The following is a 25427-nucleotide window of genomic DNA, read 5'->3' as shown; positions in this document are numbered from 1 at the left end:
TTATTAAAACCGCTACCACCTGCCAGCGGGGCCATGCATGTCCAACCAGCGTCAGTATCCGCGTACGCCGATGAAGTGCCGCATCAAGATCTGCCACCCGAGCTTCGGCGAACTGGTCGCGCAGACCCGCGACCTGTCCGACGGCGGTGTCTACGTACGGCATACCGAGCTGCTCGCCCTGCCGCTCGGCACGCGGGTCACCGGGCAGGTGCAGGACCTGCCGTTCGATGCGCCGATCCTCAGCATGGAGGTGATGCGCGCCGACGCGGAGGGTGTCGGCCTGCGCTTCTGCACGGACGAGGATGCCCGGCAGTACGCCGCCGAGTGATCAGGGCGCCGTTGGCGCCGCCTTGTCCAGTTTGCGCAGGAACACATTCATCTCCTTCTCCGCCTGCTTGTCGCCGTGGCTCTGCGCCGCGCGGATGCCCTGCTGCCAGGCGTCGCGTGCACCGTCCAGGTCGTGCTGGGCCTGCAGGGCCTTGCCGAGCAGCTTCCAGGCCGCCGAGTAGTTGGCATCGAAGCCGACGCAGGCGCGCAGGTGCTCGGCGGCACGCGGATAGTCCTGCTGATCGAGATAGCCCTTGCCGAGGCCGAAGCGCAGCAGGGCGTTGTCGACGCCCTTGGCCAGCAGCTTTTCCAGTCCGTCGAGCATGCGTTGTTCCTCAGAAGAAGGTCAGGCCGACCTGGAACAGGCGTTCGACGTCGCGGATGTACTTCTTGTCGACGAGGAACAGGATCACCTGGTCGCCGGAGCGGATTTCGGTGTCGTCGTGGGCGATCAGCACCTCGTCGTTGCGGATCACCGCGCCGATGGTGGTGCCCGGCGGCAGGGCGATGTCCTCGACCCGGCGGCCGACCACCTTGCTCGACTTGGCGTCGCCGTGCGCGATCACCTCGATCGCCTCGGCGGCGCCGCGGCGCAGCGAGTGGGCGCTGACGATGTCGCCGCGGCGCACGTGGGTGAGCAGGCTGCCGATGGTCGCCAGCTGCGGGCTGATGGCGATGTCGATGTTGCCGCCCTGCACCAGGTCGACGTAGGCCGGGTTGTTGATGATGGTCATCACCTTGCGCGCACCGAGGCGCTTGGCCAGCAGCGAGGACATGATGTTGGCCTCGTCGTCGTTGGTCAGGGCGAGGAACAGGTCGGTGTCGTCGACATTCTCTTCCATCAGCAGGTCGCGGTCCGAGGCGCTGCCCTGCAGCACCACGGTGCTGTCCAGGGTGTCGGACAGCTGCCGGCAGCGCGCCGGGTTCATCTCGATGATCTTCACCTGGTAGCGGCTCTCGATCGCCTCGGCCAGGCGTTCGCCGATATGCCCGCCGCCGGCGATGACGATGCGCTTGTAGCTGTCCTCGAGACGCCGCAGCTCGCCCATCACCGCGCGGATGTCGCCCTTGGCGGCGATGAAGAACACCTCGTCGTCGGCCTCGATCACCGTGTCGCCCTTCGGCGCGATCGGCCGGTCGCGGCGGAAGATCGCCGCCACCCGGGTGTCGACGTTGGGCATGTGCTGGCGGATCTGGCGCAGCTGCTGGCCGACCAGCGGGCCGCCGTAGTAGGCCTTGATCGCCACCAGCTGGGCCTTGCCCTCGGCGAAGTCGATCACCTGCAGCGCGCCGGGGTACTCGATCAGGCGCTTGATGTAGTTGGTCACCACCTGCTCGGGACTGATCAGCACGTCGACCGGGATCGCCTCGTTGTCGAACAGCCCGGCGCGGGTCAGGTAGGCCGACTCGCGGACCCGGGCGATCTTGGTCGGGGTGTGGAACAGGGTGTAGGCGACCTGGCAGGCGACCATGTTGGTCTCGTCGCTGTTGGTCACCGCCACCAGCATGTCGGCGTCGTCCGCGCCGGCCTGGCGCAGCACCGTGGGGAACGAGCCGCGGCCTTGCACGGTGCGGATGTCGAGACGATCGCCGAGGTCGCGCAGGCGTTCGCCATCGGTGTCGACCACGGTGATGTCGTTGGCCTCGCTGGCCAGGTGTTCGGCGAGCGTCCCGCCGACCTGGCCGGCGCCGAGAATGATGATCTTCATCCGGAAGGAATCCTCAGCCGCGCGGACCGGCGGCGATCTTGATCAGCTTGGCATAGTAGAAGCCGTCGTGGCCGCCGTCCTGCGGTAGCAGCTGGCGGCCGTGCGCCTGTTTCACGCCGAACGGCCCGGCGATGTCCAGCTCACGGGCGCCCGGGGTGCGGGCCAGGAAGGCAGCGATGTTGTCCGAGTTTTCCTCAGGCAGCACCGAACAGGTGGCGTAGAGCAGCACGCCGCCGACCTCGAGGGTCGGCCATAGCGCATCGAGCAGTTCGCCCTGCAGCTGGGCCAGCGCCGGGATGTCCTCGGCCTGGCGGGTCAGCTTGATGTCCGGGTGGCGACGAATCACCCCGGTGGCCGAGCACGGCGCATCGAGGAGGATGCGCTGGAACGGCGTGCCGTCCCACCAGGCGGCGGTGTCGCGGCCGTCGGCGGCGATCAGAGTGGCGTCGAGGCCGAGGCGCGCGAGGTTGTCGCGCACCCGGACCAGGCGCTTCTCTTCCAGGTCGACGGCGACCACTGCGGCCAGACCCGGCTCGGCTTCGAGCAGGTGGCAGGTCTTGCCACCCGGTGCCGCGCAGGCGTCCAGCACGCGCTGGCCGGGTGCCAGTTCGAGCAGCTCGGCGGCCAGTTGCGCCGCCTCGTCCTGCACGCTGAGGCGGCCTGCGGCGAAGCCCGGCAATTGGGTGACGTCGCAGGCTTCGGCGAGCACCACGCCATCGCGGCTGTAGGCGCAGGCCGTGGCGGCGATGCCGGCGGTCTGCAGCTCGGCGAGGTAGGCGTCGCGGCTGCCGTGGCGGCGATTGACCCGCAGGATCAGCGGCGGATGGACGTTGTTGGCGGCGCAGATTGCCTGCCAGTGCTCCGGCCAGTCGGCCTTGAGGCGCTTCTGCAACCAGCGCGGGTGGGCGGTGTGCAGCACCGGGTCGCGGTCCAGCTCGGCGAACAGTTCCTGATGGTCGCGCTGGGCATTGCGCAGCACGGCGTTGAGCAGGCCTTTGAGCGAGGATTTCTTCAGCTTGTCGACGCAGGCCACCGTCTCGCCAATGGCGGCATGGGCCGGGATGCGCGTATGCAGCAGCTGGTACAGGCCGACCAGCAACAGCGCCTCGACATCGCGGTCGGCGGCCTTGAACGGCTTCTGCAGCAGCTTCTCGGCAAGCAGTGCCAGGCGCGGCTGCCAGCGTGCCGTGCCGAACGCCAGGTCCTGGGCCAGGCCGCGGTCGCGCGGCTCGACCTTGTCCAGCAGCGGCGGCAGGCTGCTGCCCAGCGAGGCCTTGCCGGAGAGTACCGAGGCCAGGGCGCGGGCGGCGGCCAGGCGCGGGTTCATTGGCCGAGCACCAGGCCCGGCGCGAACTGCTCGCGGCGGCTGTTGAACAGGTCGGCGAAGGCCAGCGGCTTGCCGCCCGGTAGCTGCAGGCGGGTCAGGCGCAGGCTGCCCGCGCCGCAGGCCACGGTCAGGCCGTCCTTGCTGGCGGCGAGGATCTGGCCCGGCTGACCACTGCCTTCGCCGAGGGTCGCGGCAAGCACCTTGAGGGGCTCGCCGCCGAGCAGGCTGTGAGTGCCCGGCCAGGGACTGAAGGCGCGGATGCGCCGCTCCAGTTCGGCGGCCGGCAGCTGCCAGTCGAGGCGGCCTTCGTCCTTGCTGAGCTTGTGCGCGTAGGTGGCCTGGGCATCGTCCTGCACCTCACCGACCAGATTGCCGGCGGCCAGGCCGTCGATCGCCTGCAGCACCGCCGGCGGGCCGAGTTCGGCGAGACGGTCGTGCAGGCTGCCGCCGGTGTCGCTGGCGGCGATCGGGGTGTGCACTTTGAGCAGCATCGGCCCGGTGTCGAGGCCGGCCTCCATCTGCATCACGGTGACGCCACTCTCGGCATCGCCCGCCTCCACCGCGCGCTGGATCGGTGCAGCACCACGCCAGCGCGGCAGCAGCGAGGCGTGGCTGTTGATGCAACCGAGTCGCGGGATGTCCAGCACCACCTGCGGCAGGATCAGCCCGTAGGCGACCACCACCAGCAGGTCGGGCTGCAGCGCGGCCAGTTCGGCTTGTGCCTCGGCATTGCGCAGGCTGGCCGGCTGGTGCACCGGGATGTCGTGGGCGGCGGCGAGTTGCTTGACCGGGCTCGGCGCCAGTTTCTGCCCGCGACCGGCCGGGCGGTCCGGCTGGGTGTACACGGCGACGATCTGGTGCCGACTGGCGAGCAGGGCTTTGAGGTGCTCGGCGGCGAAATCGGGGGTGCCGGCGAAGACGATACGCAGGGGCTCGGTCATGGGTTCACCAAAATGAAAAAAGGCTTGCCGGAGCAAGCCTTTGGATCGGGGCGTCAGGCGCGCTGGCGATGCTGCTTTTCCAGCTTCTTCTTGATCCGGTCGCGCTTGAGGCTGGACAGGTAGTCGACGAACAGCTTGCCGTTGAGGTGATCGCACTCGTGCTGGATGCACACGGCGAGCAGGCCTTCGGCGATTTCCTCGAACGGCTTGCCATCGCGGCCGAGCGCCTTGATCCGCACCTTCTGCGGGCGGTCGACGTTCTCGTAGAAGCCGGGCACCGACAGGCAGCCTTCCTGGTACTGGTCCATGTCCTCGGTCAGTGCTTCGAACTCGGGGTTGATGAACACCCGCGGCTCGCTCTTGTCCTCGGACAGGTCCATCACCACCACGCGCTTGTGCACGTTGACCTGGGTCGCGGCGAGGCCGATGCCCGGCGCGTCGTACATGGTCTCGAACATGTCGTCGACCAACTGACGCAGCGCGTCGTCCACCACCTCCACCGGTTTGGCGATGGTGCGCAGGCGCGGATCGGGGAATTCGAGGATAGTCAGGATCGCCATATGCGTTTGTGATGCACTTGTGGAATAAAGTCAAAAACCGCTGCTAATATGCTGAACGCCATGAAAAAAGGCTTCAGGCCGCGTCCCGCAAGGGCTCCAGCGCGGTGCTAGGGTGCTTCAGAGAAGACACATAATAAAGGGATTCCGCGCATGAGGAAAACACTACTCGCCCTGCTACTCCTCGCCGCTGGTGGCGTGGCCCAGGCCGACGTGCAACTGAGGGAGGGGCACCCGGACCGGTACACCGTGGTCAAGGGCGATACCTTATGGGATATCTCCGGCAAGTTCCTCCGCGAACCCTGGAAGTGGCCGGAACTCTGGCACGCCAATCCGCAGATCGAGAACCCGCACCTGATCTACCCGGGCGACCAGCTGTCGCTGGTGTATGTCGACGGCCAGCCGCGCCTGGTGCTCAACCGCGGCGAGTCGCGCGGCACCATCAAGCTGTCGCCGAAAGTGCGCAGCACGCCGATGGCCGAAGCGATCCCGACCATTCCGCTGCAGGCGATCAACAGCTTCCTGCTCAGCAACCGCATCATCGACAAGCCGGAAGACTTCGACGGTCAGCCGTACATCGTTGCCGGCAACGCCGAGCGCGTGGTCAGCGGCGCCGGTGACCGCGTCTATGCGCGTGGCCTGCTGCAGCCGGGCACCTCGGCCTACGGCATCTTCCGCCAGGGCCGCACCTACATCGACCCGGACACCGAGGAATTCCTCGGCATCAACGGCGACGACATTGGCAGCGGCGACGTGGTCGCCGAGGAAGGCGACATCGCCACCCTCGAGCTGACCCGTTCGACCCAGGAAGTGCGCCTCGGCGACCGCCTGTTCCCCACCGAGGAACGCGCGATCAACTCGACCTTCATGCCCAGCTCGCCGAGCGGCGAGGTCCGCGGTCTGATCCTCGACGTGCCGCGTGGCGTGACGCAGATCGGCCAGTTCGACGTGGTCACCATCAACAAGGGCAAGCGCGACGGCCTGACCGAAGGCAACGTGCTGGCGGTGTACAAGACCGGCGAGACGGTGCGCGACCGGGTCACCGGCGAAGCGGTGAAGATCCCCGACGAGCGTGCCGGCCTGCTGATGGTGTTCCGCACCTACGACAAGCTCAGCTACGGCCTGGTGCTCGGTGCCAGCCGCCAGCTGGCGATCCTCGACAAGGTGCGCAACCCCTGAGTTGAAGCCGTTACCCAGAACCCCCGCGCCGCGGGGGTTTTGTTTTTCCGCGATCAAGGATGATCCGTATGACGACCCTCGCCCCCGCCGAGCTGGAAGCCCGGCTGCGCCTGCACGTATTGCCCGAACTCGGGCCACGGCGCCTGCGCAAACTGATCGCCGCATTCGGCGACGCCTCCTCTGCCCTCAGTGCCCCGGCCAGTGCCTGGCGCGCGCTCGGCTTACCGGCCTGCAGCGCCGAGGCGCGACGCTGCGCCACCACCCGGCAGCGCGCCGCGCTGGCGCTGGACTGGCTGCAACAACCGGGTCAGCAGCTGCTGATGTGGGACGACCCCGGCTATCCGGCGCTACTCGCCGAGCTGAGCGATGCGCCGCCGCTGCTGTTCGTCGCCGGTGATCCAGGTCTGCTCGAGCAGCCGCAGCTGGCCATGGTCGGTAGTCGCCGTGCCTCGCGGCCTGGGTTGGACAATGCGCGCGCCTTCGCCCGCAGCCTGGCTGGCGGCGGCTTCGTGATCACCAGTGGCCTGGCGCTGGGCATCGATGGTGCCGCGCATGCCGGCGCGCTGGACGTTGGCGGCAAGACCGTGGCGGTGCTCGGCACCGGGCTCGAGCGGCTCTACCCGCAGCGCCATGCGTCGCTGGCCGCAGCGATCTGCGCCGGCGGTGGTGCGCTGGTCTCCGAGCTGCCGCTCGACTGCCCACCGCAGGCCGCCAACTTTCCGCGCCGCAATCGGATCATCAGCGGCCTGGCGCTCGGCGTGCTGGTGGTCGAGGCCAGCCCGTCGAGCGGCTCGCTGATCACCGCGCGGCTGGCCGCCGAGCAGGGCCGCGAGGTCTACGCCCTGCCCGGCTCGATCCATCATCCCGGGGCGCGCGGCTGCCATCAGCTGATCCGCGAGGGCGCGGTGCTGGTCGAGTGCGTCGAGCACATCCTCGAGGGTTTGCGCGGCTGGCAGCAGAGTGCCGCGCCCGTCGCCACCCCGGAGCCTGCGGTCAGCGCGCATCCTTTGGTGCGCCTGCTGCATGCCGCGCCGGCGAGCAGCGAGGCGCTCGCCGTGGCCAGTGGCTGGTCGTTGCCCGAGGTGCTGGTGGCGCTCACCGAGCTGGAGCTGGCCGGTCGGGTGATCTGCGAAGGCGGGCGCTGGGTGAACTGCGCCGGCTAGCTTGGGTACACTGCGCGCCAGCGACGTGAGGAGAGCGTGAATGGTCAGCAGTTGGCAGGTACAGCGGGTGGCGCGCGTGGTGCGGGCGGGCGGGGTGATCGCCTATCCGACCGAGGCGGTCTGGGGCGTGGGCTGCGACCCGTGGGACGAGGACGCGGTGCACCGCCTGCTGGCGCTCAAGGACCGTCCGCTGCACAAGGGCCTGATCCTGGTGGCGGACAGCATCCGCCAGTTCGATTTCCTTCTCGACGACTTCCCTGACGCCTGGCTGGATCGTCTTGGCAGCACCTGGCCGGGGCCGAACACCTGGCTGGTGCCGCACCAGAACCGTCTGCCCGCGTGGATCACCGGCGAGCACAACCGGGTCGCCCTGCGGGTCAGCGACCACCCGCTGATCCGCGAGCTGTGCGCGCTGGTCGGTCCGCTGGTGTCGACCTCGGCCAACCCGTCCGGGCGCCCCGCGGCGCGTTCGCGGCTGCGCGTCGAGCAGTACTTCCACGGCCAGCTCGACGCGGTACTCGGCGGTGCCCTCGGCGGGCGGCGCAACCCCAGCCTGATTCGCGACCTGGTTAGCGGCGAGGTGATTCGCCCGGCTTGAGGCGCCCCCTTGTCACGGCAGCAACACGGTCGAACCGGTGGTCTGCCGGGCGCTCAGCGCGGTCTGCGCCTTTGCCGCGTCGGCCAGGCTGAAGCGCTGGCCGATGTCCACCTGCAGCTTGCCGGCGGCGAGCATGGCGAACAGCTCGTCGGCCATCGCCTGCAGGCGCTCCTGGGTGTTGGCGTAGCCGAACAGCGTCGGCCGGGTCACGTACAGCGAGCCCTTCTGCGCCAGCACGCCGAGGTTGACCCCCTCGACCGGCCCCGAGGCGTTGCCAAAGCTGACCAGCAGGCCGCGCGGTTCCACGCAGTCCAGCGAGGTGGTCCAGGTGTCCTTGCCCACCGAGTCGTAGACCACCGTGCACTTGGCCCCGTCGGTCAGCTCGAGCACCCGTGCGGCGACGTCCTCGCGGCTGTAGTCGATGGTCTTCCAGGCGCCATGCGCTTCGGCGAGCTTGGCCTTCTCAGGTGACGACACGGTGCCGATCAGCTGCACGCCGAGCGCCTTGGCCCACTGGCAGGCGATCAGCCCGACGCCCCCGGCGGCGGCATGCCAGAGGATGGTTTCGCCGGGCTGCACCTCGTAGGTCTGGCGCAGCAGGTACTGCACGGTGAGGCCCTTGAGCAGCACCGCGGCGGCCTGTTCGAAATCGATCGAGTCGGGCAGCTTGACCACCTGGGTGGCCGGCATCACGTGCAGTTCGCTGTAGGCGCCGAGCGGCGCGGTGGCATAGGCGACCCGGTCGCCAAGCTGCAGACCCTGCACCGCACTGCCGAGCGCCTCGATCTCGCCGGCGCCTTCGGTGCCGAGGCTGGAGGGCAGCGCCGGCGGGGTGTACAGGCCGTTGCGGAAATAGGTGTCGATGAAGTTCAGGCCGATCGCCCGATTGCGCACGCGCACTTCGTGGGGGCCGGGGGCGGCGGGCTGGTAGTCGACGTACTCGAGCACCTCCGGGCCGCCATGGCGGGAAAACTGGATACGCTTGGCCATGTTCTGCCTCCTTCTGCAAAGCCTTCATGCAAGCCGCCACACTGACCGCCGTCAAGCTTCGCGCGGGGGCGACGATGGTATGCTTGCGGCCTCCCTTTTTACCGCCGTTCTGCCCAGCAAGGTGAAGTCGTGACCGTTTCCGTCGATGCCGTGAAGGCTTATCTGCTCGACCTGCAAGACCGTATCTGCGCCGCCCTGGAGGCCGAAGACGGCGCCGCGCGCTTCGTCGAAGATGCCTGGCAGCGGCCTGCCGGCGGCGGCGGGCGCACGCGGGTGATCGAGAACGGCGCGCTGATCGAGAAGGGCGGGGTGAACTTCTCCCACGTGTTCGGCAGCGGCCTGCCGCCGTCGGCCAGCGCGCACCGGCCGGAGCTGGCCGGACGCGGCTTCCAGGCGCTCGGCGTGTCGCTGGTGATCCACCCGGAGAACCCGCAGGTGCCGACCTCGCACGCCAACGTGCGCTTCTTCATCGCCGAGAAGGAAGGCGAAGAGCCGGTCTGGTGGTTCGGCGGCGGCTTCGACCTGACCCCCTACTACGCCAACGAGGACGACTGCGTGCACTGGCACCGGGTCGCCCGCGACGCCTGCGCGCCGTTCGGCGCCGACGTCTACCCGCGTTACAAGGAGTGGTGCGACCGCTATTTCCACATCAAGCACCGCGGCGAGCCGCGCGGCATCGGCGGGCTGTTCTTCGACGACCTCAACCAGTGGGACTTCGATACCAGCTTCGCCTTCCTGCGCGCCATCGGCGATGCCTACCTGGCGGCCTACCTGCCAATCGTCCAGCGCCGCAAGGCCACCCCGTTCACTGCCGCGCAGCGCGAGTTCCAGGCCTTCCGGCGTGGCCGCTACGTCGAGTTCAACCTGGTCTACGACCGTGGCACGTTGTTCGGCCTGCAGTCCGGCGGGCGCACCGAGTCGATCCTCATGTCGCTGCCGCCGCACGTGCAGTGGGGCTACGACTGGAAGCCGGCGCCGTGCAGCGAAGAGGCGCGGCTGACCGAATACTTCCTGCAGGATCGCGACTGGCTGGCCGGCCGCTGATCCGGCGTAGGATGGGTTGAGCCGCGCGATACCCATCATTGGCCCGAAACCGCGATGGGTATCGCTGCGCTCGACCCATCCTACCGCCCGCTTCATTCCAAGGATTTTCCATGGACCGCTACTGCGTCTTCGGCAACCCGATCGGCCACAGCAAGTCGCCGCAGATCCACCGCCTGTTCGCCGAGCAGACCGGCGAGCAACTCAGCTACGAGGCGCTGCTCGCCCCGCTGGATGACTTCGCCGGCGCCGCCCGGGCGTTCTTCGCCGAGGGCCGCGGTGCCAACGTTACCGTGCCGTTTAAGGAGGAAGCCTTCCGCCTGGTCGACGAACTAGCGCCGCGCGCGCAACGCGCCGGCGCGGTGAACACCCTGATCCGCCTGGAGGATGGCCGCCTGCGTGGCGACAACACCGACGGTGCCGGGCTGGTGCGTGACCTGACCGGCAACGCCGGCTTCGCCCTCGCCGGCCAGCGCATCCTGCTGCTCGGCGCCGGCGGCGCGGCGCGCGGGGTGATCGAGCCGCTGCTCGCCGAGCAGCCGGCGGCGCTGCTGGTGGCCAACCGCACGCTGGCCAAGGCTGAGGAACTGGCGCGGCTGTTCGGCGCGTTCGGTCCGGTGGCGGCGAGCAGCTTCGCCGAACTGCAGGGACCGTTCGACCTGATCATCAACGCCACCTCGGCGAGCCTCGCCGGCGAGCTGCCGCCGCTGACCGCGGAGTTGATCCGCCCAGGCCACACGCGCTGCTACGACATGATGTACGGCAAGGAACCGACCGCCTTCAACCGCTGGGCCGCCGCGCATGGTGCGGCGCAGACCGTCGACGGCCTGGGCATGCTGGTCGAGCAGGCCGCCGAGGCGTTTTGGCTGTGGCGCGGGGTACGCCCGGCGAGCGCGGCGGTGCTCGCCGAGCTGCGCCGCCAACTGGCCTGACGGCCTCTGCCACGGGGCTCGGGGGCTGCACGGCGGCGCTGGCATTCCCTATACTGCGGAGGCCGGCACGGACGCTCTGGCCCCCTTTTACTGCCCAGCGGACCGCCTTCGTGACCAGTCTTCGTCGTTCTCTCGCCAGCCTGCTGCTGGCCTGCACCACCACCCTCCTCGCCAGCCACGCCGCGGCCGCCGACAAGGCGCTGCCCAAGCAGCAGGAACTCGCCTCCGGCAGCGCGCTGCTGGTCGACCTGACCACCAACCAGGTGCTCTATTCGAGCAACCCCGAACTGGTGGTGCCGATCGCCTCGGTGACCAAGCTGATGACCGCGATGGTCACCCTCGACGCCAAGCTGCCGCTCGACCAGGTGCTGCCGATCGTCATCAAGGACGTGCCGGAGATGCGCGGCATCTATTCGCGGGTGCGCATCGGCAGTGAGCTGAGCCGCCGCGACATGCTGCTGCTGGCGCTGATGTCCTCGGAGAACCGCGCCGCAGCCAGCCTGGCGGAGAACTACCCGGGCGGCGTGCCGGCGTTTATCGCGGCGATGAATGCCAAGGCCAAGGCGCTCGGCATGAGCCACACCCGCTACGCCGACCCGACCGGCCTGTCGGAGAAGAACGTGTCCAACGCCAGCGACCTGGTCAAGCTGCTCAAGGCCAGCCAGCAGTACCCACTGCTCGGCCAGTTCAGCACCACCGGCGAGCACACCCAGGCGTTCCGCAAGCCCAGCTACAGCCTCGGCTTCCGCAACACCAACCACCTGGTGCACAAGGCCGACTGGAGCATCCAGCTGACCAAGACCGGCTTCACCAACAAGGCCGGCCACTGTCTGGTGATGCGCACCATGATGAACGGCAAGCCGGTGGCCTTTGTGGTCCTCGATTCGTTCGGCAAGTACACCCACATGGCCGACGCCGGGCGCCTGAAGAAGTGGGTCGAGACCGGGCGCATCACCCCGGTGGCGCCGGCGGCGCTGGCCTACAAGCGGCAGAAGCAGCTGGAACGCGCGAGGACCATGCAGGCCGCGCAGTAACTCGTTCAGAAACAGCAAAGCCCGGAGATGATCCGGGCTTTGCTGTTTCTGGGGGCCGTTTTTCGCGCCGCCGAATACCTGTCGTGCAGGCAAGGTCCTGTAGGAGCGGATTCATCCGCGAAAGGGCGTGGCCGGCATCGCGAATGAATTCGCTCCTACAGGAACCAGCGGTACTCGCGGGCGCTGACGTCGTGGAGGAAGTCCAGGTGGTCGTGGCGCTTGTTCTCGCAGTAGACGAAGACGAACTCGGCGCCGAGCTTGTCCTGCACCACCGGGTGGCTTTCCATCGCCGCCACCGCGCCGAACATGTCCTTGGGGAAGTCGATGCCGCTGGCGCGGTCCTCGTTGAGCGGGGCGATTGGTTCGAGGGCGGCGTCGAGGCCGTGTTCCATGCCGCTGAGGATCGCCGCCAGGACCAGGTAAGGGTTGGCGTCGGCGCCGGCCAGGCGATGCTCGATGCGCAGGTTCTTGCCGTCCGATTCGGGGATGCGGATGCACGCATCGCGGTCCTCGAAGCCCCAGCTGGCGCGGCTCGCCGCGTTGACCCGCGAGCCGTAGCGGCGGTAGGCGTTGTGGTTGGGGGCGAAGATCGGCATGCAGTGCGGCAGCAGCTCCAGGCAGCCGGCCACCGCGTGGCGCAGCGGGCGCTGCTGCTCGCCGTCGAGCAGGTTGGCGCCGTTGGCGTCGTACAGGCTGACGTGCACGTGCATGCCGCTGCCCGGCGCCTGCAGGTAGGGCTTGCTCATGAAGCTGGCCCGGTAGCCGTGCTGCATCGCCACGCCGCGGGTGCTGCGGGTGAACAGCGCGGCCTGGTCGGCGGCACGCAGGCCGTCGTCGCAGTGGGCGAAGTTGATCTCGAACTGTCCGGGGCCGATCTCGGCGGTGATCACGTTGGCGTCGACGCCCTGCTCCTGGGCGGCGCTGACCATTTCGTGGAGCACCTCGGAGAAGCGCGACAGGCGCTCGATGTGCATGTTCGGCTGGTCGTCCTCGTCATCGGTCAGCGGGTCGCGGGGGAACTGCGGCAGGCCGTCCTTGAGGCGCTTGTCGAACAGGTAGAACTCCAGCTCGAAGGCCACCACCGGGCGAATGCCGCGTGCTTCCAGGCGCTTGAGCACGCGGGCGAGCACTTCGCGCGGCTCGAACTCGATCGGCGCCTCGGTGCCGTCGGAGCTGATCAGCATCTGCCCGAGCGGCTGGTTCTCCCAGCGCACCGGCTTGAGCGTGCCGGGGATCAGGCGGCGCGGCGCGTCCGGGTCGCCGTCGTTGAAGCAGTAGTCGCCGATCGGGTGCAGACCGCCCTGCACGCCGAGCAGCACGCAGTTCTGCGGCAGCTTCAGCGGGCTGCCGGCGGCGACCTTCTCGAGCATCTCGATCGGGTAGCGCTTGCCGTAGAAATGCCCGGGGATGTCCAGGCAGATCAGGTCGACGTAGCGCACCGCCGGGTACTGGGCGCGGAACGCGCGGACTTCGCTGAGCAGGTCGGGGAATGGCGTGGTCATGTCTTGTCCTTCATGTACTTGGGCATCGAGCAAATTCAGATCAAAACCGTATGAGCGAAGGCCGGGCAAGGCGAAAGCGGGCGAGGACGCGGAGTTTACGAGCGGTAAATGAGCAGTCCGAGCCCGCTTTCAACGCAGCGTGGGCGAGCGCAATAGGTTTTGGCTGAATTTCAGGTGAAGACCCAGAGCACCCTCGTTGGCTTGTCGGTGAGATTGGCGTAGCGGAACTGCGCGTGCGCCGGGAGTTGGAAACTGTCGTTGCGGCCGAGCACGGCCGGCTGCTCGCTGTCGCCGAGCCACACGGTCAGCTCGCCTTCGAGGACGAAGCCGCCCTGCTCCGAGCTGTCGTTGAGGTGCCCCTCGCCGCTGGTGGCGCCCGGCTCGAGGATGCTGTCGAGCATGGAAAAGCCTGCCGACATGCTCGGCGAGACCAGCACGTCGGTGATGCCGCCGGCGTAGTAGAGGGTGCGGCGCTCGTCCGGGCGGGTCACCCAGGACAGCTCGCGCGGCTTGCTCAGGCTGTAGAAGTAGGTGGTCGGCACGCCCAGCGCTTCGCTGATCGCGGTGAGGTCGGCGACGGTCGGCCGCGACAGGCCGCGTTCGACCTGGGAGAGAAAGCCCACCGAGCGCTCGACCCGCTCGGCCAGCTCGCCGAGGGTGACGTTCTTGTGCTTGCGCAGGTCGCGAATCAGGATCGCGAGGCCTTCGATTTCGTCCTGTTTGTCCATCGGGTGTCCTTGCAAGGAAGCGGAATGCGGCATGCCGGGCGTCTCGTTCATAGGCTGTCGCGCAGGCGGTACCAGGCCTTGCCGGCCGCCTCCAGGGGGGCGCGCAGCAGCTCGCCGCCGGGGAAGCGCGGGTGGCTGAGGCCCTGGTACAGCTCGAGCAGGCGCGGCTCGCCGAGGATCGCGTCGGCCACCGCCCGCGCGCCGGCCAGGGTCGGCAGTACGCCGTGCCCGGAGAAACCCTGCAGCCAGTACTTCTGCCCGCTCGCGCCGATGTCCGGGGCGCGGCTCATGGTGCAGTCGATATGCCCGCCCCAGCCGAATTCGATCGGCACCCCGCGCAGCTGCGGGAACACTCGCTCGAGGTGTGGGCGGGTCGCCGCGACCACGTCCTTCGGCAGGCCGCCGAGGTAGGTGCAGCCGCCGCCGAACAGCAGGCGGTGGTCGGGGGTCAGGCGGAAGTAGTCGGGGACGAACTGGTTGTCGATCACGCAGCTGTTGCGCGGCAGCAGCGAGCGGGCCAGCTCGGGGTCGAGCGGCGCGGTGGCGACCTGGTAGGAGCCGACCGGCAGCAGGCGTGCCGACAGCGTGCGGTCGAGGCGGTCGACGTAGGCGTTGCAGGCCAGCACCAGCACGTCGGCCTGCACTTCGCCCTGTGCAGTGCGCGCCCGGTAACCGTCGCCGCTGGCGCGGTAGTCGAGCACCTGGCTCTGTTCATGGATGCGCCCGCCGGCCTGTTCCAGCGCGCCGGCCAGGCCCTGGGCGAGCTTCAGCGGGTTGAGGTGGGCGGCTTCCGGGTCGTACAGCGCGGCCTGGTAGCGCGGGCTGGCGATCCACTCGGGCAGCTCGGCCTTGGGCAGGAAGCGCATCGCCGCGTAGCCCCATTTGTGCACCGCCTCTTCCTGGGCCTCCTGCAGCTGGCGCACGCGGCGCGGCAGGACCGCGGTCCACAGGCTGCCGGCGCGGTAGTCGATCTCGAAGCCGTGGCGCTGCGGCAAGTCGCGCAGTTCCTCGGCGGCCCAGCGCATGCTGTCCCACAGCGCGCGGGTGCGCTCGACGCCGAGCGCCTTCTCCAGCGGCGGCATGTCGCACGACCAGCCGAGCAGGGCCTGCCCACCGTTGCGCCCGGAGGCCGCCCAGGCCACCCGACTGGCTTCCAGGACGACTACGCGCTTGCCGGCCAGGGCCAGGCGCAGCGCGGTATGCAGGCCGCTGAAGCCGGCGCCGATGACCAGCACGTCGCAGTCGACGCGGCCGTGCAGGGTGGCGCGCAGCGGCATGCTGGTGGGGAAGGTGCGGGCGTAGTAACTGGCGACATGCTGCGCGGATTGCTTGAACACAACGGCCTCATGAAATTCTTTATGGTGAATTTCATGAAAATCTACCGATGAAAATTCATTTTGCCAAGCCTGAGCCGCCCGGCGGCGCCGTCCACCGGCACTACAGCGGTTGCAGCTGCTCGCTCAGGTAGTCGAGAAAACAGGTGATCCGCGAGGCCAGCGCGGTGTTGCGGTAGTACACCGCGTGGATCGGCTGGCGCACGTCGACGTGCTGCGCGGCGAGCACTTCGACCAGGGTGCCGGCGGCGCGGTCGGCGGCGGTCATGAAGTCGGACAGGCACACCAGGCCCTCGCCGGCCAGCGCCAGGGCGCGCACCGTGTCGCCGCTGGAGGCCTTGAGCTGCGGCTCGCAGTGCCAGCGTTCGCCGAGCGCGTGGCGCAGCGGCCAGAGGTTGAGGCTGTCCGGCTGGGTGAAGCCGATCCGCGTGTGTCCGGCCAGCGCCTCGACGCGGTCCGGCGTGCCGTGTCGCGCCAGGTAGGCCGGGCTGGCCAGCACGCGAATCGGGCTGTGCAGCAGCGGTCGCGCGTGCAGGCTGGAATCGCTCAGCGCGCCGATGCGGATCGCCACGTCGGTGCGTTGTTCGAGCAGGTCGATGAACTGGTCGTCACTGTGCAGTTCCAGCTCGATCTCCGGGTAGCGCTGGCGGAAGCCGGCCACCAGCGGCACCACCACGTGCAGCATGAACGGCGAGGCGGTGTTGACCCGCAGCCGCCCGGCCGGCTTCTGCCGGCGCACGCGCATCTGTTCCTCGGCGTCCTCGACGCTGGCGAGGATGCGCCGCGCCTGGGCGAGGAACGCCGCGCCCTCCTCGGTCAGCTCCAGGCGCCGGGTGGTGCGGCGCAGCAGGGTGACTTCGAGCTTGTCCTCCAGCCGGCTGAGCGCGCGGCTGACACCGGAAGCGGTCTGCTGCAGGTGCTCGGCGGCGGCACTGATGCTGCCGCTGTCGACCACGGCGGCAAACACCTGCAGTTCGTCGAGGGTGGATTTCATCGGAATGCTCGGGGCGGCGGTCGCGGATTCGTGATTCTCAGGCAAATATGTTTGCCTGCCTACCGGCTTTTTCCGCGCTCGTCCGCGGCGGACACTGGCCTCCCCAAACGCCTCACTGCACAGGAGCAGCGCATGAGCATTCCCGCCTTCGGCCTCGGCACCTTCCGCCTCAAGGGCCAGCAAGTCATCGACTCGGTGCGTACCGGCCTCGAGCTCGGCTATCGGCACATCGACACCGCGCAGATCTACGGCAACGAAGCCGAGGTCGGCACGGCGATCGCCGCCAGCGGCGTGCCCCGCGACGAGCTGTTCCTCACCACCAAGATCTGGACCGCCAACCTGGCCGGTGAGCAGCTGCTTGCCAGCCTCAAGGACAGCCTGGCCAAGCTGCGCACCGAGCAGGTCGACCTGACCCTGATCCACTGGCCGTCGCCGGGCGATGCGCTGCCGGTCAGCGATTACCTCGGCGCGCTCGCCGAGGCGCAGCGCCAGGGCCTGACCCGCTTGATCGGGGTGTCCAACTTCACCATCCGCCACCTGCGCGAGGCGATCGCCACGGTCGGCGCGGCCGCCATCGCCACCAACCAGGTGGAGATCCACCCGTTCCTGCAGAACCGCGCGCTGGTCGAGTTTGCCCGCAGCCAGGGCATCCACCTGACCGCCTACATGCCGCTGGCCTACGGCAAGGTGTTGCACGAGCCGCTGCTGCAGCGCATCGCCGTGGCGCACGACGTCAGCCCGGCGCAGGTGGCGCTGGCCTGGCTGCTGCAACAGGGCTTCGCAGTGATCCCCTCGTCGACCCAGCGCGCCAATCTGGCCGCCAACCTGGCGGCCCGCGACTTGCGCCTGAGCGATGCGGAGATGGCCGAGATTGCCGGCCTGGAGCGCGGCGAACGGCTGGCCAACCCGGACTTCGCGCCGGCCTGGGATTGACCCGCCGCCCCGTCGCTCAGCGCCCGCCGGCGACGTCGAGCAGCGCGCCGGTGGTGTACGACGCCGCGTCGTCGAGCAGCCAGAGGATTGCCTCGGCGACCTCCTCGGCGCGCCCGGCGCGGCCCAGCGGGGTGCCCTGGCCGAGGCGCGCGGCGCGATCCGGCTGGCCGCCGCTGGCGTGGATCTCGGTGTCGATCAGCCCCGGGCGCACCGCGTTGACGCGTACCCCCTCGCCACCCAGCTCCTTGGCCAGGCCGCGGGTCAGCACGTCCAGCGCGCCCTTGGCGCCGGCGTAGTCGACGTACTCGAACGGCGCGCCGAGGCTGGCCGCCACCGACGACACCAAGACCATCGCCCCGCCCCGGCCACCTCGGCTGCGGGCCATGCGCCGCGCGCCTTCGCGGGCGGTCAGGTAGCTGCCCAGTACGTTGACGTCGAACATCCGCTGCAGGCGGTAGGCGGACATCTCCAGCAACGGCAGCGGCTGGGCGACGATCCCGGCGTTGACCACCAGGCCGTCCAGCGGGCCGAGCGCTGCGACCCCGTCGAACACCGCAAGCAGTTCCGCCTCGCTGCTCACGTCGCCCTGCAGCGCCAGGGCGCGGCCGCCGGCCTGGACGATCTGCTCGACCACCGCCATGGCGGCGGCGCGGTCGCTGCGGTAGTTGACGCCGACCGCCCAGCCGCGGCGGGCGGCGAGCAGCGCGGTGGCGCGACCGATGCCACGGCTGGCACCGGTGATGAGCAGAGTGCGACTCATGGCGGCGATCCTCGGGCGGGGTTTCCCTAAGGCTGGTCGATCGCCGGCGTTGCGTCGAGTCTCAGGCGCGCTCGGTGTCGGCGGCCATCACCCGGTTGCGGCCCTGCGCCTTGGCCCGGTATAGCGCGCCGTCGGCGCGCGACAGCACTTGCTCGAGCGGCGGGTGTTCGCTGCCGGCGTCCAGGCAGGCGATGCCGATGCTGATGGTGATGCGCAGCGAGCCGCCGAGGCTCAGCGGAAACTCCAGGCGCTCGATCAGCAGGCGTAGGCGTTCGGCGACGTGCAGCGCCTCGGCGGCGGACACCCCGGGCAGCACCACGACGAATTCCTCGCCGCCGAGGCGGCCGAACAGCTCGCCATGGCGCAGCTGCTGCTGCAACTGCTGGGCGAAGCGGCGCAGCACGCGGTCGCCGGTGTGGTGGCCGTGCTGGTCGTTGATCGCCTTGAAGTGGTCGATGTCGATCATCAGCAGCGCCAGCGGCGTGCCTTCGGGGTGCTGGCGGCGCCGTTCGAGCAGGTCGCTGGTCTGCTGGGTCAGCGCGCTGCGCGCCAGCGCACCGGTCAGGTAGTCGTGGTTGGCGCGGTGCTCGAGGCGCTTGAGCAGGCGCTGGTTGGCGGCGGTGACGCAGGCCATCAGCAGCGGGCCGAGCACCAGCATGGCGATGCCGAGGCGCGCCGACATCAGTGCGTCGACCCCGGCGCCGCTCTGCAGCGGGCCGAAATGCGCGAGGTTGGCGGCCACCATGACGATCGCCGCGCCGCCGGTGAGCAGGCTGAGCAGGGCGATGACGAACAGCCGGTAGCGCAGCGCGCACCACAGCAGCGCCGGCAGCGGTAGGGCCAGCGCACCGGGGCCGCCGATCAGCAGCGCGGCGCTCAGCGCCAGGCCGAGCGCGACCAGCGGCATCGGCCGACGCGGCAGCTGGCGCGGCCTGTGCCAGTGGCGCGGTGGCGGCACGCTGAGCAGCACCGGCAGCAACAGCACGCAGGTGGAGAACTGTTCGCTGAACCAGGCCAGCCAGGTGGTCAGGGTGGTGTTGTCGAAGAACTGCACGCTCATCACGCTGGCCATCGACGCGGCCACCGCGGCACCGGCGGCGCAGGCGAGGAACAGCAGGAGAATCGCCCCCGGCTGGCGCAGGCGCAGCTGGGCGCGCGACAGCGGCAGCAGCAGCTGACGGGCGACCACGATCAGGCCGAGGTTGCAGGCGTTCAGCCACAGCGCCGAGGCCCAGTCGCTGGCGCTGAGCAGGTCGCCGCCGACCATCCCGGCGTAGATCGCCAGCCAGCCGGCCGGGCTGGCCAGGCGCGGCTGGCGCAGCAGCAGGCCGAGGAGGATGGCGTTGACCGGCCAGAACAGCGACAGCGATTCGATCGGTCGGGCGAGGATGCCGAGCAGGGTCAGCGCCAGGCTAAGCGCCAGCAGGCCGAGCGGCAGCAGCAGGCGCTGGGAGCGGGAAGGAATGGTCCGGGTAGCCATGGTCGGGACGCCGTGCGCGGGAAGGAGGGAGCGCGCTACGGGTAACTGCAGGCCGGGCGCCGGAAGCTGACAGCGTCGTCAGCCGCCGGCCGGCTGTCAATGTCGGTCGTCCGCGACGGGCGGACGACCGCCGGTGCTTGCCGTTCAGCTGCCGGGTGCGCAGGCAACAAAAAGCCGCGCCTTGCTGGAGCAGGGCGCGGCTTGGGAACAGCGCTTTAGCCGCGTGCGTTGCGCACACCTTCGGCCAGCGAACGGCACAGGCCGAGCACGCCGTCGACGGCTTGCTCAGGGCTGGCGGCCTGTTCGATCTGGTCGATCAGCGCCGATCCGACCACCACGCCGTCGGCCAGGCGGGCGATGCTCGCCGCGTGCTCCGGGGTGCGGATGCCGAAGCCGATGCTGACCGGCAGTTCGGTGTGGCGGCGCAGACGCGCCACGGCTTCCTCGACGTGTTCCAGGGTCGCCGCACCGGCGCCAGTGACGCCGGCCACCGAGACGTAGTAGACGAAGCCGGAGCTGCCGTTGAGCACGGTCGGCAGGCGCTGATCGTCGGTGGTCGGGGTGGTCAGGCGGATGAAGTCGAGGCCGGCGGCCTGGGCCGGTTCGCAGAGGTCTTCGTTATGTTCTGGCGGCAGGTCGACGACGATCAGCCCGTCGACGCCGGCAGCCTTGGCATCGGCGATGAAGCGGCCGACGCCGTAGTAGTGGATCGGGTTGAAGTAGCCCATCAGCACCAGCGGCGTGCGGCTGTCGCCGTTGCGGAAGTCGCGGACCATCTGCAGGGTCTTGGCCAGGGTCTGCTTGCCGGCCAGGGCGCGAATGTTGGCCAGCTGGATCGCCGGGCCGTCAGCCATCGGGTCGGTGAACGGCATGCCCAGTTCGATGATGTCGGCGCCGGCTTCCGGCAGACCCTTGAGAATCGCCAGCGAGGCGTCGTAATTCGGGTCGCCGGCGGTGACGAAGGTCACCAGGGCGGCGCGGTTCTGCTCTTTCAGCTCGGCAAATCGGCTTTGCAAACGGCTCATTGGTTGGTCTCCGATTTGGACAGATCGAGGTGGTGCATGACGGTCTGCATGTCCTTGTCGCCACGCCCGGACAGGTTGACCACCATCAGGTGATCCTTGGGCAGGGTCGGCGCGCGTTTGAACACTTCGGCCAGCGCGTGGGCGCTTTCCAGGGCCGGGATGATGCCTTCCAGGCGGCAGCACTGGTGGAAGGCGGCGAGCGCTTCGTCGTCGGTCACCGAGGTGTACTCGACGCGGCCGATGTCGTGCAGCCAGGCGTGTTCCGGGCCGATGCCCGGGTAGTCGAGGCCGGCGGAGATCGAGTGGGCGTCGATGATCTGCCCGTCGTCGTCCTGCAGCAGGAAGGTGCGGTTGCCGTGCAGCACGCCGGGTACGCCGCCGTTCAGGCTGGCCGCGTGCTTGCCGGTCTCGATGCCGTGACCGGCGGCTTCGACGCCGATGATCTTCACGCTGGCGTCGTCGAGGAACGGGTGGAACAGGCCCATGGCGTTCGAGCCGCCGCCGATGCAGGCGACCAGCGAATCGGGCAGACGGCCTTCCTGGGCCTGCATCTGCTCACGGGTTTCCTTGCCGATCACCGCCTGGAAGTCGCGTACCAGCTCCGGGTAGGGGTGCGGGCCGGCGACGGTGCCGATCAGGTAGAAGGTGTTGTGCACGTTGGTCACCCAGTCGCGCAGCGCCTCGTTCATCGCGTCCTTCAGCGTGCCGGTGCCGGCGACCACCGGGATCACCTCGGCGCCGAGCAGCTTCATGCGGAACACGTTGGCCTGCTGGCGATCGATGTCGGTGGTGCCCATGAAGATCACGCATTCCATGCCGAAGCGCGCGGCCACGGTGGCGGTGGCCACGCCGTGCATGCCGGCGCCGGTCTCGGCGATGATGCGTTTTTTGCCCATGCGCTTGGCCAGGAGGATCTGGCCGATGCAGTTGTTGATCTTGTGCGCGCCGGTGTGGTTGAGCTCCTCGCGCTTGAGGTAGATCTTCGCCCCGCCGCAATGCTCGGTGAGGCGCTCGGCGAAATACAGCGGGCTCGGCCGGCCGACGTAGTCGCGCTGGAAGTAGGCGAGTTCCTTGATGAATTCCGGGTCGTCTTTGGCCTTGTTGTATTCGGCGGCCAGGTCGTGGACCAGCGGCATCAGGGTTTCGGCGACGTACTGGCCGCCGAAGGCGCCGAACAGGCCCTTGGCGTCTGGGCCGGTGCGTAATGAAGTCATGGGTTTTCCCTCAGGGTCGGGTGGGAAACGGACCGTAGGATGGGTTGAGCCGTAGGCGATACCCATACGGTGAATGATGGGTATCGCGGCGCTCAACCCATCCTACGGGTCAGCGAATGGCGCCATTCTACCCCTGACCATCGTGCGGAAAAGCGATAAGATCGCCCTAACCTGTCAGGAAAACTCACGCATCCACATGGCCAACGAACTCCCCCCGCTGAACGCTCTGCGCGCCTTCGAAGCGGCCGCCCGGCTACTCAGCATCAGCCAGGCCGCCGCCGAACTGCATGTCACCCACGGCGCGGTGAGCCGGCAGATCCGCCAGCTCGAGGAACACCTCGGGGTGCGCCTGTTCGACAAGGAAGGCCGCGGCGTAAAACTCACCGATGCCGGGCTGCGCCTGCGCGACGCCAGCGGCGAGGCGTTCGAGCGCTTGCGCGGTGTGTGCGGCGAATTGCGCCAGGGCCGCGCCGATGCGCCGTTCGTGCTCGGTTGCCCCGGCAGCCTGCTGGCGCGCTGGTTCATTCCGCGCCTCGACCGCCTCAATCGCGCGCTGCCCGAGCTGCGCCTGCAGCTGTCGGCCAGCGAGGGCGATCTCGACCCACGCCGCGCCGGGCTGGATGCCACGCTGTGGTTTGCCGAACCGCCGTGGCCGGCCGACATGCAGGTCTACGAACTGGCTGCCGAGCGCATTGGCGCGGTGCTCAGCCCGCGCCACCCGCGTGCCGCCGCGCTGCAGCAGGCGCCGGCGCGCGCGCTCGGCGGCGAAGCGCTGTTGCACACCGCCTCGCGCCCGCAGGCCTGGCCGCAATGGGCGCAGGGCCACGGCCTGGCACCGGGCGAGCTGCGCCTCGGCCAGGGCTTCGAACACCTCTACTATCTGCTGGAAGCGGCGGTGGCCGGTCTCGGCGTGGCCATCGCCCCGCAGCTGCTGGTCGCCGACGACCTCGCCGCCGGCCGCCTGTTGGCGCCCTGGGGCTTCGTCGAAACCCCGGCGCGGCTGGCCCTGTGGGTGCCGGCGCGCAGCCTCGATCAGCGCGCCGAGCGCCTCGCGCAGTGGCTACGCGAGGAGCTGGCGGCGGCCGGCTGAGGCTTAGAACTGCGGCGTGTACTTGACGCTGAACATCAGGTTGCGCGGATCGCCGAAGTTGTTGCCGCCGTCGGCGGCGGCATAGCCGGGCAGGTAGTAGCGCTTGTCGAACAGGTTGTTGGCGTTCAGCGCCAGGTCGATCTCGCGGCTCAGGCGGTAACCCAGACGGGCGTTCCACACGGTGAAGCCGGGCACCTCGAATTCACGGTCGAAGCTCACCGTATGGCTCTGCGAGGTGAAGCCGCCGCCGACGCTGATGCGATTCCACTCACCCGGCAACTGGTAGTCGGCCCAGGTGCGCAGCATGTGCTTGGGCGTCCACTGGCTGAACACCCGGCCTTCGTTCTCCGGGTCGTCGAGGAACTTGGTGGTGTTGTAGGTGTAGCCGGCGAACAGCTGCAGATCGCGGACGACCTCGCCGCTGACTTCGGCCTCGATACCCTGGCTGCGCACCTTGCCGGAGGTCATCGAGCAGTACCAGCCGTCGCAGCCGGGCTTGCTCGGGTCGTTGGGGTTAGCCGGGTCGAAACTGTCGGTATCGGTCACCGCGCGGTTCTTCTGGTCGTAGCGGAACAGCGCCAGCGAGGTATTGACCCGGCCATCAAGCAGTTCGCCCTTGAGGCCCACTTCGTAGTTGCTGCCGATCACCGGCTCGAGCATCGTCTGCTGCACCGTGCGCCCACTCTGCGGCTCGAACACATCGGTGTAGCTGGCGTACACCGACCACTCGTGGTTGAGGTCGTAGATCAGCCCGACGTACGGGGTGACCTCGCCGTTCTCGGTGATGCTGTCGGTGTAGTCGTCATCGGGGAGCTTGTAGGCGTAGTCGTACCAGCTGACCCGGGCGCCGAGCACCGCGGTCAGCGGCTCGGCCAGCTTGACCCGCCAGCTGCCGTACAGGCCCTTCTGGCGGATGTCGTAGGCAGCATTGGTGGAGCGGCCGCCCGGCGAGGCGAGGATGGCGTCGAGGGTCGGTTCGGGACGGTGGTGGTCGATGGCGAAAATGTTGCCGCCGGGCACGAAGCGCCGCGCGTAGAAGTCGTCCGAGGTGTACTTGGAGTAGTTGCCGCCGACGGTCACTTCCTGCTCCAGCGAGAACGCCTCGAAGTCGCCATCGAGGTACATGTCCAGACCTTCCTTGGTCGACTCGAAGTTGGTGATCCAGTCGGCGAAGTTCAGCCCGCTGCCGTCGTCGGCGACCTCGCCGTGCATGCGCTGGTGCGTCGAATCGTTGTGTTCGCGCATGCGCAGGGCGGCGGCCTTGACGCGCCAGTGGTCGTCGAAACGGTGTTCGAGGTCGGCGTAGACCGTGGTCTGCTCGATGTCGTTCTGATTCCAGGTGGCGCCACTGTAGGTCGAGCGCGAGAAGCCGATGTCGCGGCCATCCGGGTAGCGCGGCAGGCCGCGGACCATCGGCCGCGAGTCGAGGTCGGAATTGCTGATGCCGAGGCCCAGGGTGGTGTCCGGGGTCAGGTCGACGTCCAGCGCGCCGTACAGCGAGGTGGTCTTGCTCCACGCGTAGTCGGTGAACGAGTGAGTGTCGTCCTGATCGACCACCAGGCGTCCGCGCACGCTGCCGCTGTCGTTCAGCGGCCCGCCGGCATCGGCCTGCAGGCCGTAGTGGTCCCAGGAGCCGGCCTTGCCGGTGAGGCTGACGGTCGGCGCCGTTTGGCCGCGCTTGCGCACCAGGTTGATCGCCCCGCCGGGGCTGCCGGCGCCCTGCAACAGGCCGGCGGCGCCGCGGAGGATTTCCACGCGGTCGAAGAACACCAGGTCCTGGGTCGCCCAGTTGCCCAGCACGTAGGCGTTGCGCGGGATCGGCACGCCGTCGTACTGCCAGTCGTCGATCTGGAAGCCGCGCGAGGAGATCACCATGCCCGGGCCGATGCCGGTGGCGCCGACCAGGCCGGTGGTCTGGTTGATCGCGTCGCGCAGGTCGGTGATGCCCTGGTCATCGAGTTGCTGGCGGGTGATCACGCTGACCGACTGGGGGATTTCGCGCAGGCGGTGTTCGCCCTTGCCGATGCTTACCGCGCCGGTGGTGTAGGAGCCGCTGCCTTCGGTGGTGACGCCCAGGCCGCTGGCATTCACGCTGGTCGCGCCAAGCTCCACGGCGCCGGCCTCGGCGGCGGGTTGCACGCTGAAGTTGCCGGTTTCGGTCAGGCGCAGCTGCAGGCCGCTGCCGGCCAGCGCCTGTTGCAGGGCCTGCACCACGGTGAACTCGCCGCGCACCGCCGGCGCCTGTTTGCCGCGCACCAGTGCCGGCTCGAGGGACACCACCTGGCCGGATTGCCGGGCGATGGCGTTGAGGGTTTCCGCCAGGCTGGCGGGCGGCAGGTCGAAGCGCAGCACCTGCTGCTGGCTGACGGGGTCGCTGTGGGCAACGCCGAACGGCGTGGCGGCGGCGAGCGCGAGAGCGATGGCAAGGGCGCGGGGCCAGGGTTTGGGCACGGAAGGCTCCTGATCAAGTGGGGGTGTCAGGAGATAGGTGCGATGAGCGATGAAAACCGGACACAGATGCGAATTATTTTCATAAAAACGTTGCGCAGCGCGCCGCCGGCCACCGTTG

At 69.0% G+C, this 25427-nt stretch carries 24 protein-coding genes; 9 read left to right on the top strand and 15 right to left on the bottom strand.

Annotated features, from left to right (window positions below; translation table 11 throughout):
- The first annotated feature begins 37 nt into the window (after positions 1–37).
- Positions 38–328, top strand: a complete 291-nt coding sequence (locus tag JQX08_RS18290; protein ID WP_205349845.1) for a PilZ domain-containing protein — start codon at positions 38–40, stop codon at positions 326–328.
- Here the strand turns inward: JQX08_RS18290 and JQX08_RS18285 are convergent, their stop codons facing one another.
- The 5 genes from JQX08_RS18285 to def are packed head-to-tail and all read right to left on the bottom strand — an operon-like array spanning position 329 to position 4864.
- The gene (locus JQX08_RS18285) at positions 329–652 is read right to left on the bottom strand and encodes a hypothetical protein (RefSeq protein WP_205349844.1); all 324 of its coding nucleotides are present in this window, start codon (positions 650–652) and stop codon (positions 329–331) included.
- A 10-nt stretch (positions 653–662) separates the two neighbouring features.
- Positions 663–2036: a Trk system potassium transporter TrkA gene (gene trkA, locus JQX08_RS18280; RefSeq protein ID WP_205349843.1), complete on the bottom strand. Its 1374-nt coding sequence runs from the start codon at positions 2034–2036 to the stop codon at positions 663–665.
- 13 nt (positions 2037–2049) lie between these two features.
- On the bottom strand, positions 2050–3363 hold the full coding sequence (gene rsmB / locus JQX08_RS18275) for a 16S rRNA (cytosine(967)-C(5))-methyltransferase RsmB (protein ID WP_205349842.1): 1314 nt from the start codon (positions 3361–3363) through the stop codon (positions 2050–2052).
- The gene (fmt, locus tag JQX08_RS18270) at positions 3360–4304 is read right to left on the bottom strand and encodes a methionyl-tRNA formyltransferase (RefSeq protein WP_205349841.1); all 945 of its coding nucleotides are present in this window, start codon (positions 4302–4304) and stop codon (positions 3360–3362) included. The genes rsmB and fmt overlap by 4 nt, the downstream gene beginning before the upstream one ends.
- Positions 4305–4357: 53 nt before the next feature.
- Positions 4358–4864 carry a peptide deformylase gene (gene def / locus JQX08_RS18265; protein ID WP_205349840.1) on the bottom strand — a complete coding sequence of 169 codons (507 nt, stop codon included), beginning with the start codon at positions 4862–4864 and terminating at the stop codon, positions 4358–4360.
- A 150-nt stretch (positions 4865–5014) separates the two neighbouring features.
- On the opposite strand from def, the gene JQX08_RS18260 reads away from it, so the two are divergent.
- From JQX08_RS18260 to tsaC, 3 genes are all read left to right on the top strand, one after another.
- On the top strand, positions 5015–6040 hold the full coding sequence (locus tag JQX08_RS18260) for a LysM peptidoglycan-binding domain-containing protein (protein ID WP_205349839.1): 1026 nt from the start codon (positions 5015–5017) through the stop codon (positions 6038–6040).
- Between the two features lie 68 nt (positions 6041–6108).
- The gene (dprA, locus tag JQX08_RS18255; protein WP_205349838.1) at positions 6109–7203 is read left to right on the top strand and encodes a DNA-processing protein DprA; all 1095 of its coding nucleotides are present in this window, start codon (positions 6109–6111) and stop codon (positions 7201–7203) included.
- Between the two features lie 40 nt (positions 7204–7243).
- On the top strand, positions 7244–7801 hold the full coding sequence (gene tsaC / locus JQX08_RS18250) for an L-threonylcarbamoyladenylate synthase type 1 TsaC (RefSeq protein WP_205349837.1): 558 nt from the start codon (positions 7244–7246) through the stop codon (positions 7799–7801).
- Positions 7802–7813: 12 nt separating this feature from the next.
- On the opposite strand, the gene JQX08_RS18245 is transcribed toward tsaC, so the two are convergent.
- Positions 7814–8791, bottom strand: coding sequence for an NADPH:quinone reductase (locus tag JQX08_RS18245; RefSeq protein WP_205349836.1), 978 nt, complete (start codon positions 8789–8791; stop codon positions 7814–7816).
- 129 nt (positions 8792–8920) lie between these two features.
- On the opposite strand from JQX08_RS18245, the gene hemF reads away from it, so the two are divergent.
- The 3 genes from hemF (at position 8921) to pbpG (ending at position 11798) form a co-directional block, all read left to right on the top strand.
- A complete protein-coding gene (hemF, locus tag JQX08_RS18240; RefSeq protein ID WP_205349835.1) occupies positions 8921–9835 on the top strand; it encodes an oxygen-dependent coproporphyrinogen oxidase in 915 nt (304 codons plus the stop codon).
- A 110-nt stretch (positions 9836–9945) separates the two neighbouring features.
- The gene (gene aroE, locus JQX08_RS18235; RefSeq protein WP_205349834.1) at positions 9946–10764 is read left to right on the top strand and encodes a shikimate dehydrogenase; all 819 of its coding nucleotides are present in this window, start codon (positions 9946–9948) and stop codon (positions 10762–10764) included.
- A gap of 110 nt (positions 10765–10874) precedes the next feature.
- The gene (gene pbpG / locus JQX08_RS18230) at positions 10875–11798 is read left to right on the top strand and encodes a D-alanyl-D-alanine endopeptidase (RefSeq protein ID WP_205349833.1); all 924 of its coding nucleotides are present in this window, start codon (positions 10875–10877) and stop codon (positions 11796–11798) included.
- Positions 11799–11953: 155 nt separating this feature from the next.
- Here pbpG and JQX08_RS18225 read toward each other — a convergent pair whose 3' ends face one another.
- The 4 genes from JQX08_RS18225 to JQX08_RS18210 all read right to left on the bottom strand — a co-directional run bounded on the left by JQX08_RS18225 (position 11954) and on the right by JQX08_RS18210 (position 16356).
- Positions 11954–13300 (bottom strand): glutamine synthetase family protein, encoded by a 1347-nt coding sequence (locus JQX08_RS18225; RefSeq protein ID WP_205349832.1) that lies wholly within the window; start codon positions 13298–13300, stop codon positions 11954–11956.
- A gap of 170 nt (positions 13301–13470) precedes the next feature.
- The gene (locus JQX08_RS18220) at positions 13471–14028 is read right to left on the bottom strand and encodes a helix-turn-helix domain-containing protein (RefSeq protein WP_205349831.1); all 558 of its coding nucleotides are present in this window, start codon (positions 14026–14028) and stop codon (positions 13471–13473) included.
- Positions 14029–14075: 47 nt separating this feature from the next.
- On the bottom strand, positions 14076–15365 hold the full coding sequence (locus JQX08_RS18215) for an FAD-dependent oxidoreductase (protein WP_205349830.1): 1290 nt from the start codon (positions 15363–15365) through the stop codon (positions 14076–14078).
- Positions 15366–15465: 100 nt separating this feature from the next.
- Positions 15466–16356 carry a LysR substrate-binding domain-containing protein gene (locus JQX08_RS18210; protein WP_205349829.1) on the bottom strand — a complete coding sequence of 297 codons (891 nt, stop codon included), beginning with the start codon at positions 16354–16356 and terminating at the stop codon, positions 15466–15468.
- Between the two features lie 132 nt (positions 16357–16488).
- On the opposite strand from JQX08_RS18210, the gene dkgB reads away from it, so the two are divergent.
- Complete coding sequence (dkgB, locus tag JQX08_RS18205; protein WP_205349828.1) at positions 16489–17289, top strand: 2,5-didehydrogluconate reductase DkgB; 801 nt, start codon at positions 16489–16491, stop codon at positions 17287–17289.
- Between the two features lie 16 nt (positions 17290–17305).
- Here the strand turns inward: dkgB and JQX08_RS18200 are convergent, their stop codons facing one another.
- The 4 genes from JQX08_RS18200 to trpB all read right to left on the bottom strand — a co-directional run bounded on the left by JQX08_RS18200 (position 17306) and on the right by trpB (position 21768).
- Positions 17306–18049 carry an SDR family oxidoreductase gene (locus tag JQX08_RS18200; RefSeq protein ID WP_205349827.1) on the bottom strand — a complete coding sequence of 248 codons (744 nt, stop codon included), beginning with the start codon at positions 18047–18049 and terminating at the stop codon, positions 17306–17308.
- A gap of 61 nt (positions 18050–18110) precedes the next feature.
- Entirely contained in the window at positions 18111–19529 is a 1419-nt protein-coding gene (locus tag JQX08_RS18195; protein WP_205349826.1) for a GGDEF domain-containing protein, read from the bottom strand.
- Between the two features lie 215 nt (positions 19530–19744).
- Positions 19745–20554 carry a tryptophan synthase subunit alpha gene (gene trpA / locus JQX08_RS18190; protein ID WP_205349825.1) on the bottom strand — a complete coding sequence of 270 codons (810 nt, stop codon included), beginning with the start codon at positions 20552–20554 and terminating at the stop codon, positions 19745–19747.
- Complete coding sequence (gene trpB / locus JQX08_RS18185; protein ID WP_205349824.1) at positions 20551–21768, bottom strand: tryptophan synthase subunit beta; 1218 nt, start codon at positions 21766–21768, stop codon at positions 20551–20553. Before trpB ends, trpA begins: the two co-directional genes overlap by 4 nt.
- Before the next feature lie 196 nt (positions 21769–21964).
- Between trpB and JQX08_RS18180 the strand changes: the two genes are divergently transcribed.
- Positions 21965–22858, top strand: coding sequence for a LysR family transcriptional regulator (locus JQX08_RS18180; protein ID WP_205349823.1), 894 nt, complete (start codon positions 21965–21967; stop codon positions 22856–22858).
- A gap of 3 nt (positions 22859–22861) precedes the next feature.
- Here JQX08_RS18180 and JQX08_RS18175 read toward each other — a convergent pair whose 3' ends face one another.
- On the bottom strand, positions 22862–25309 hold the full coding sequence (locus tag JQX08_RS18175; protein ID WP_205349822.1) for a TonB-dependent siderophore receptor: 2448 nt from the start codon (positions 25307–25309) through the stop codon (positions 22862–22864).
- Positions 25310–25427 lie beyond the last annotated feature (118 nt).

It is taken from the genome of Zestomonas insulae (assembly GCF_016901015.1).
GTDB classification, from domain to species: Bacteria; Pseudomonadota; Gammaproteobacteria; order Pseudomonadales; family Pseudomonadaceae; genus Aquipseudomonas; species Aquipseudomonas insulae.
This window is presented reverse-complemented; position numbering and strand designations above follow the sequence as displayed.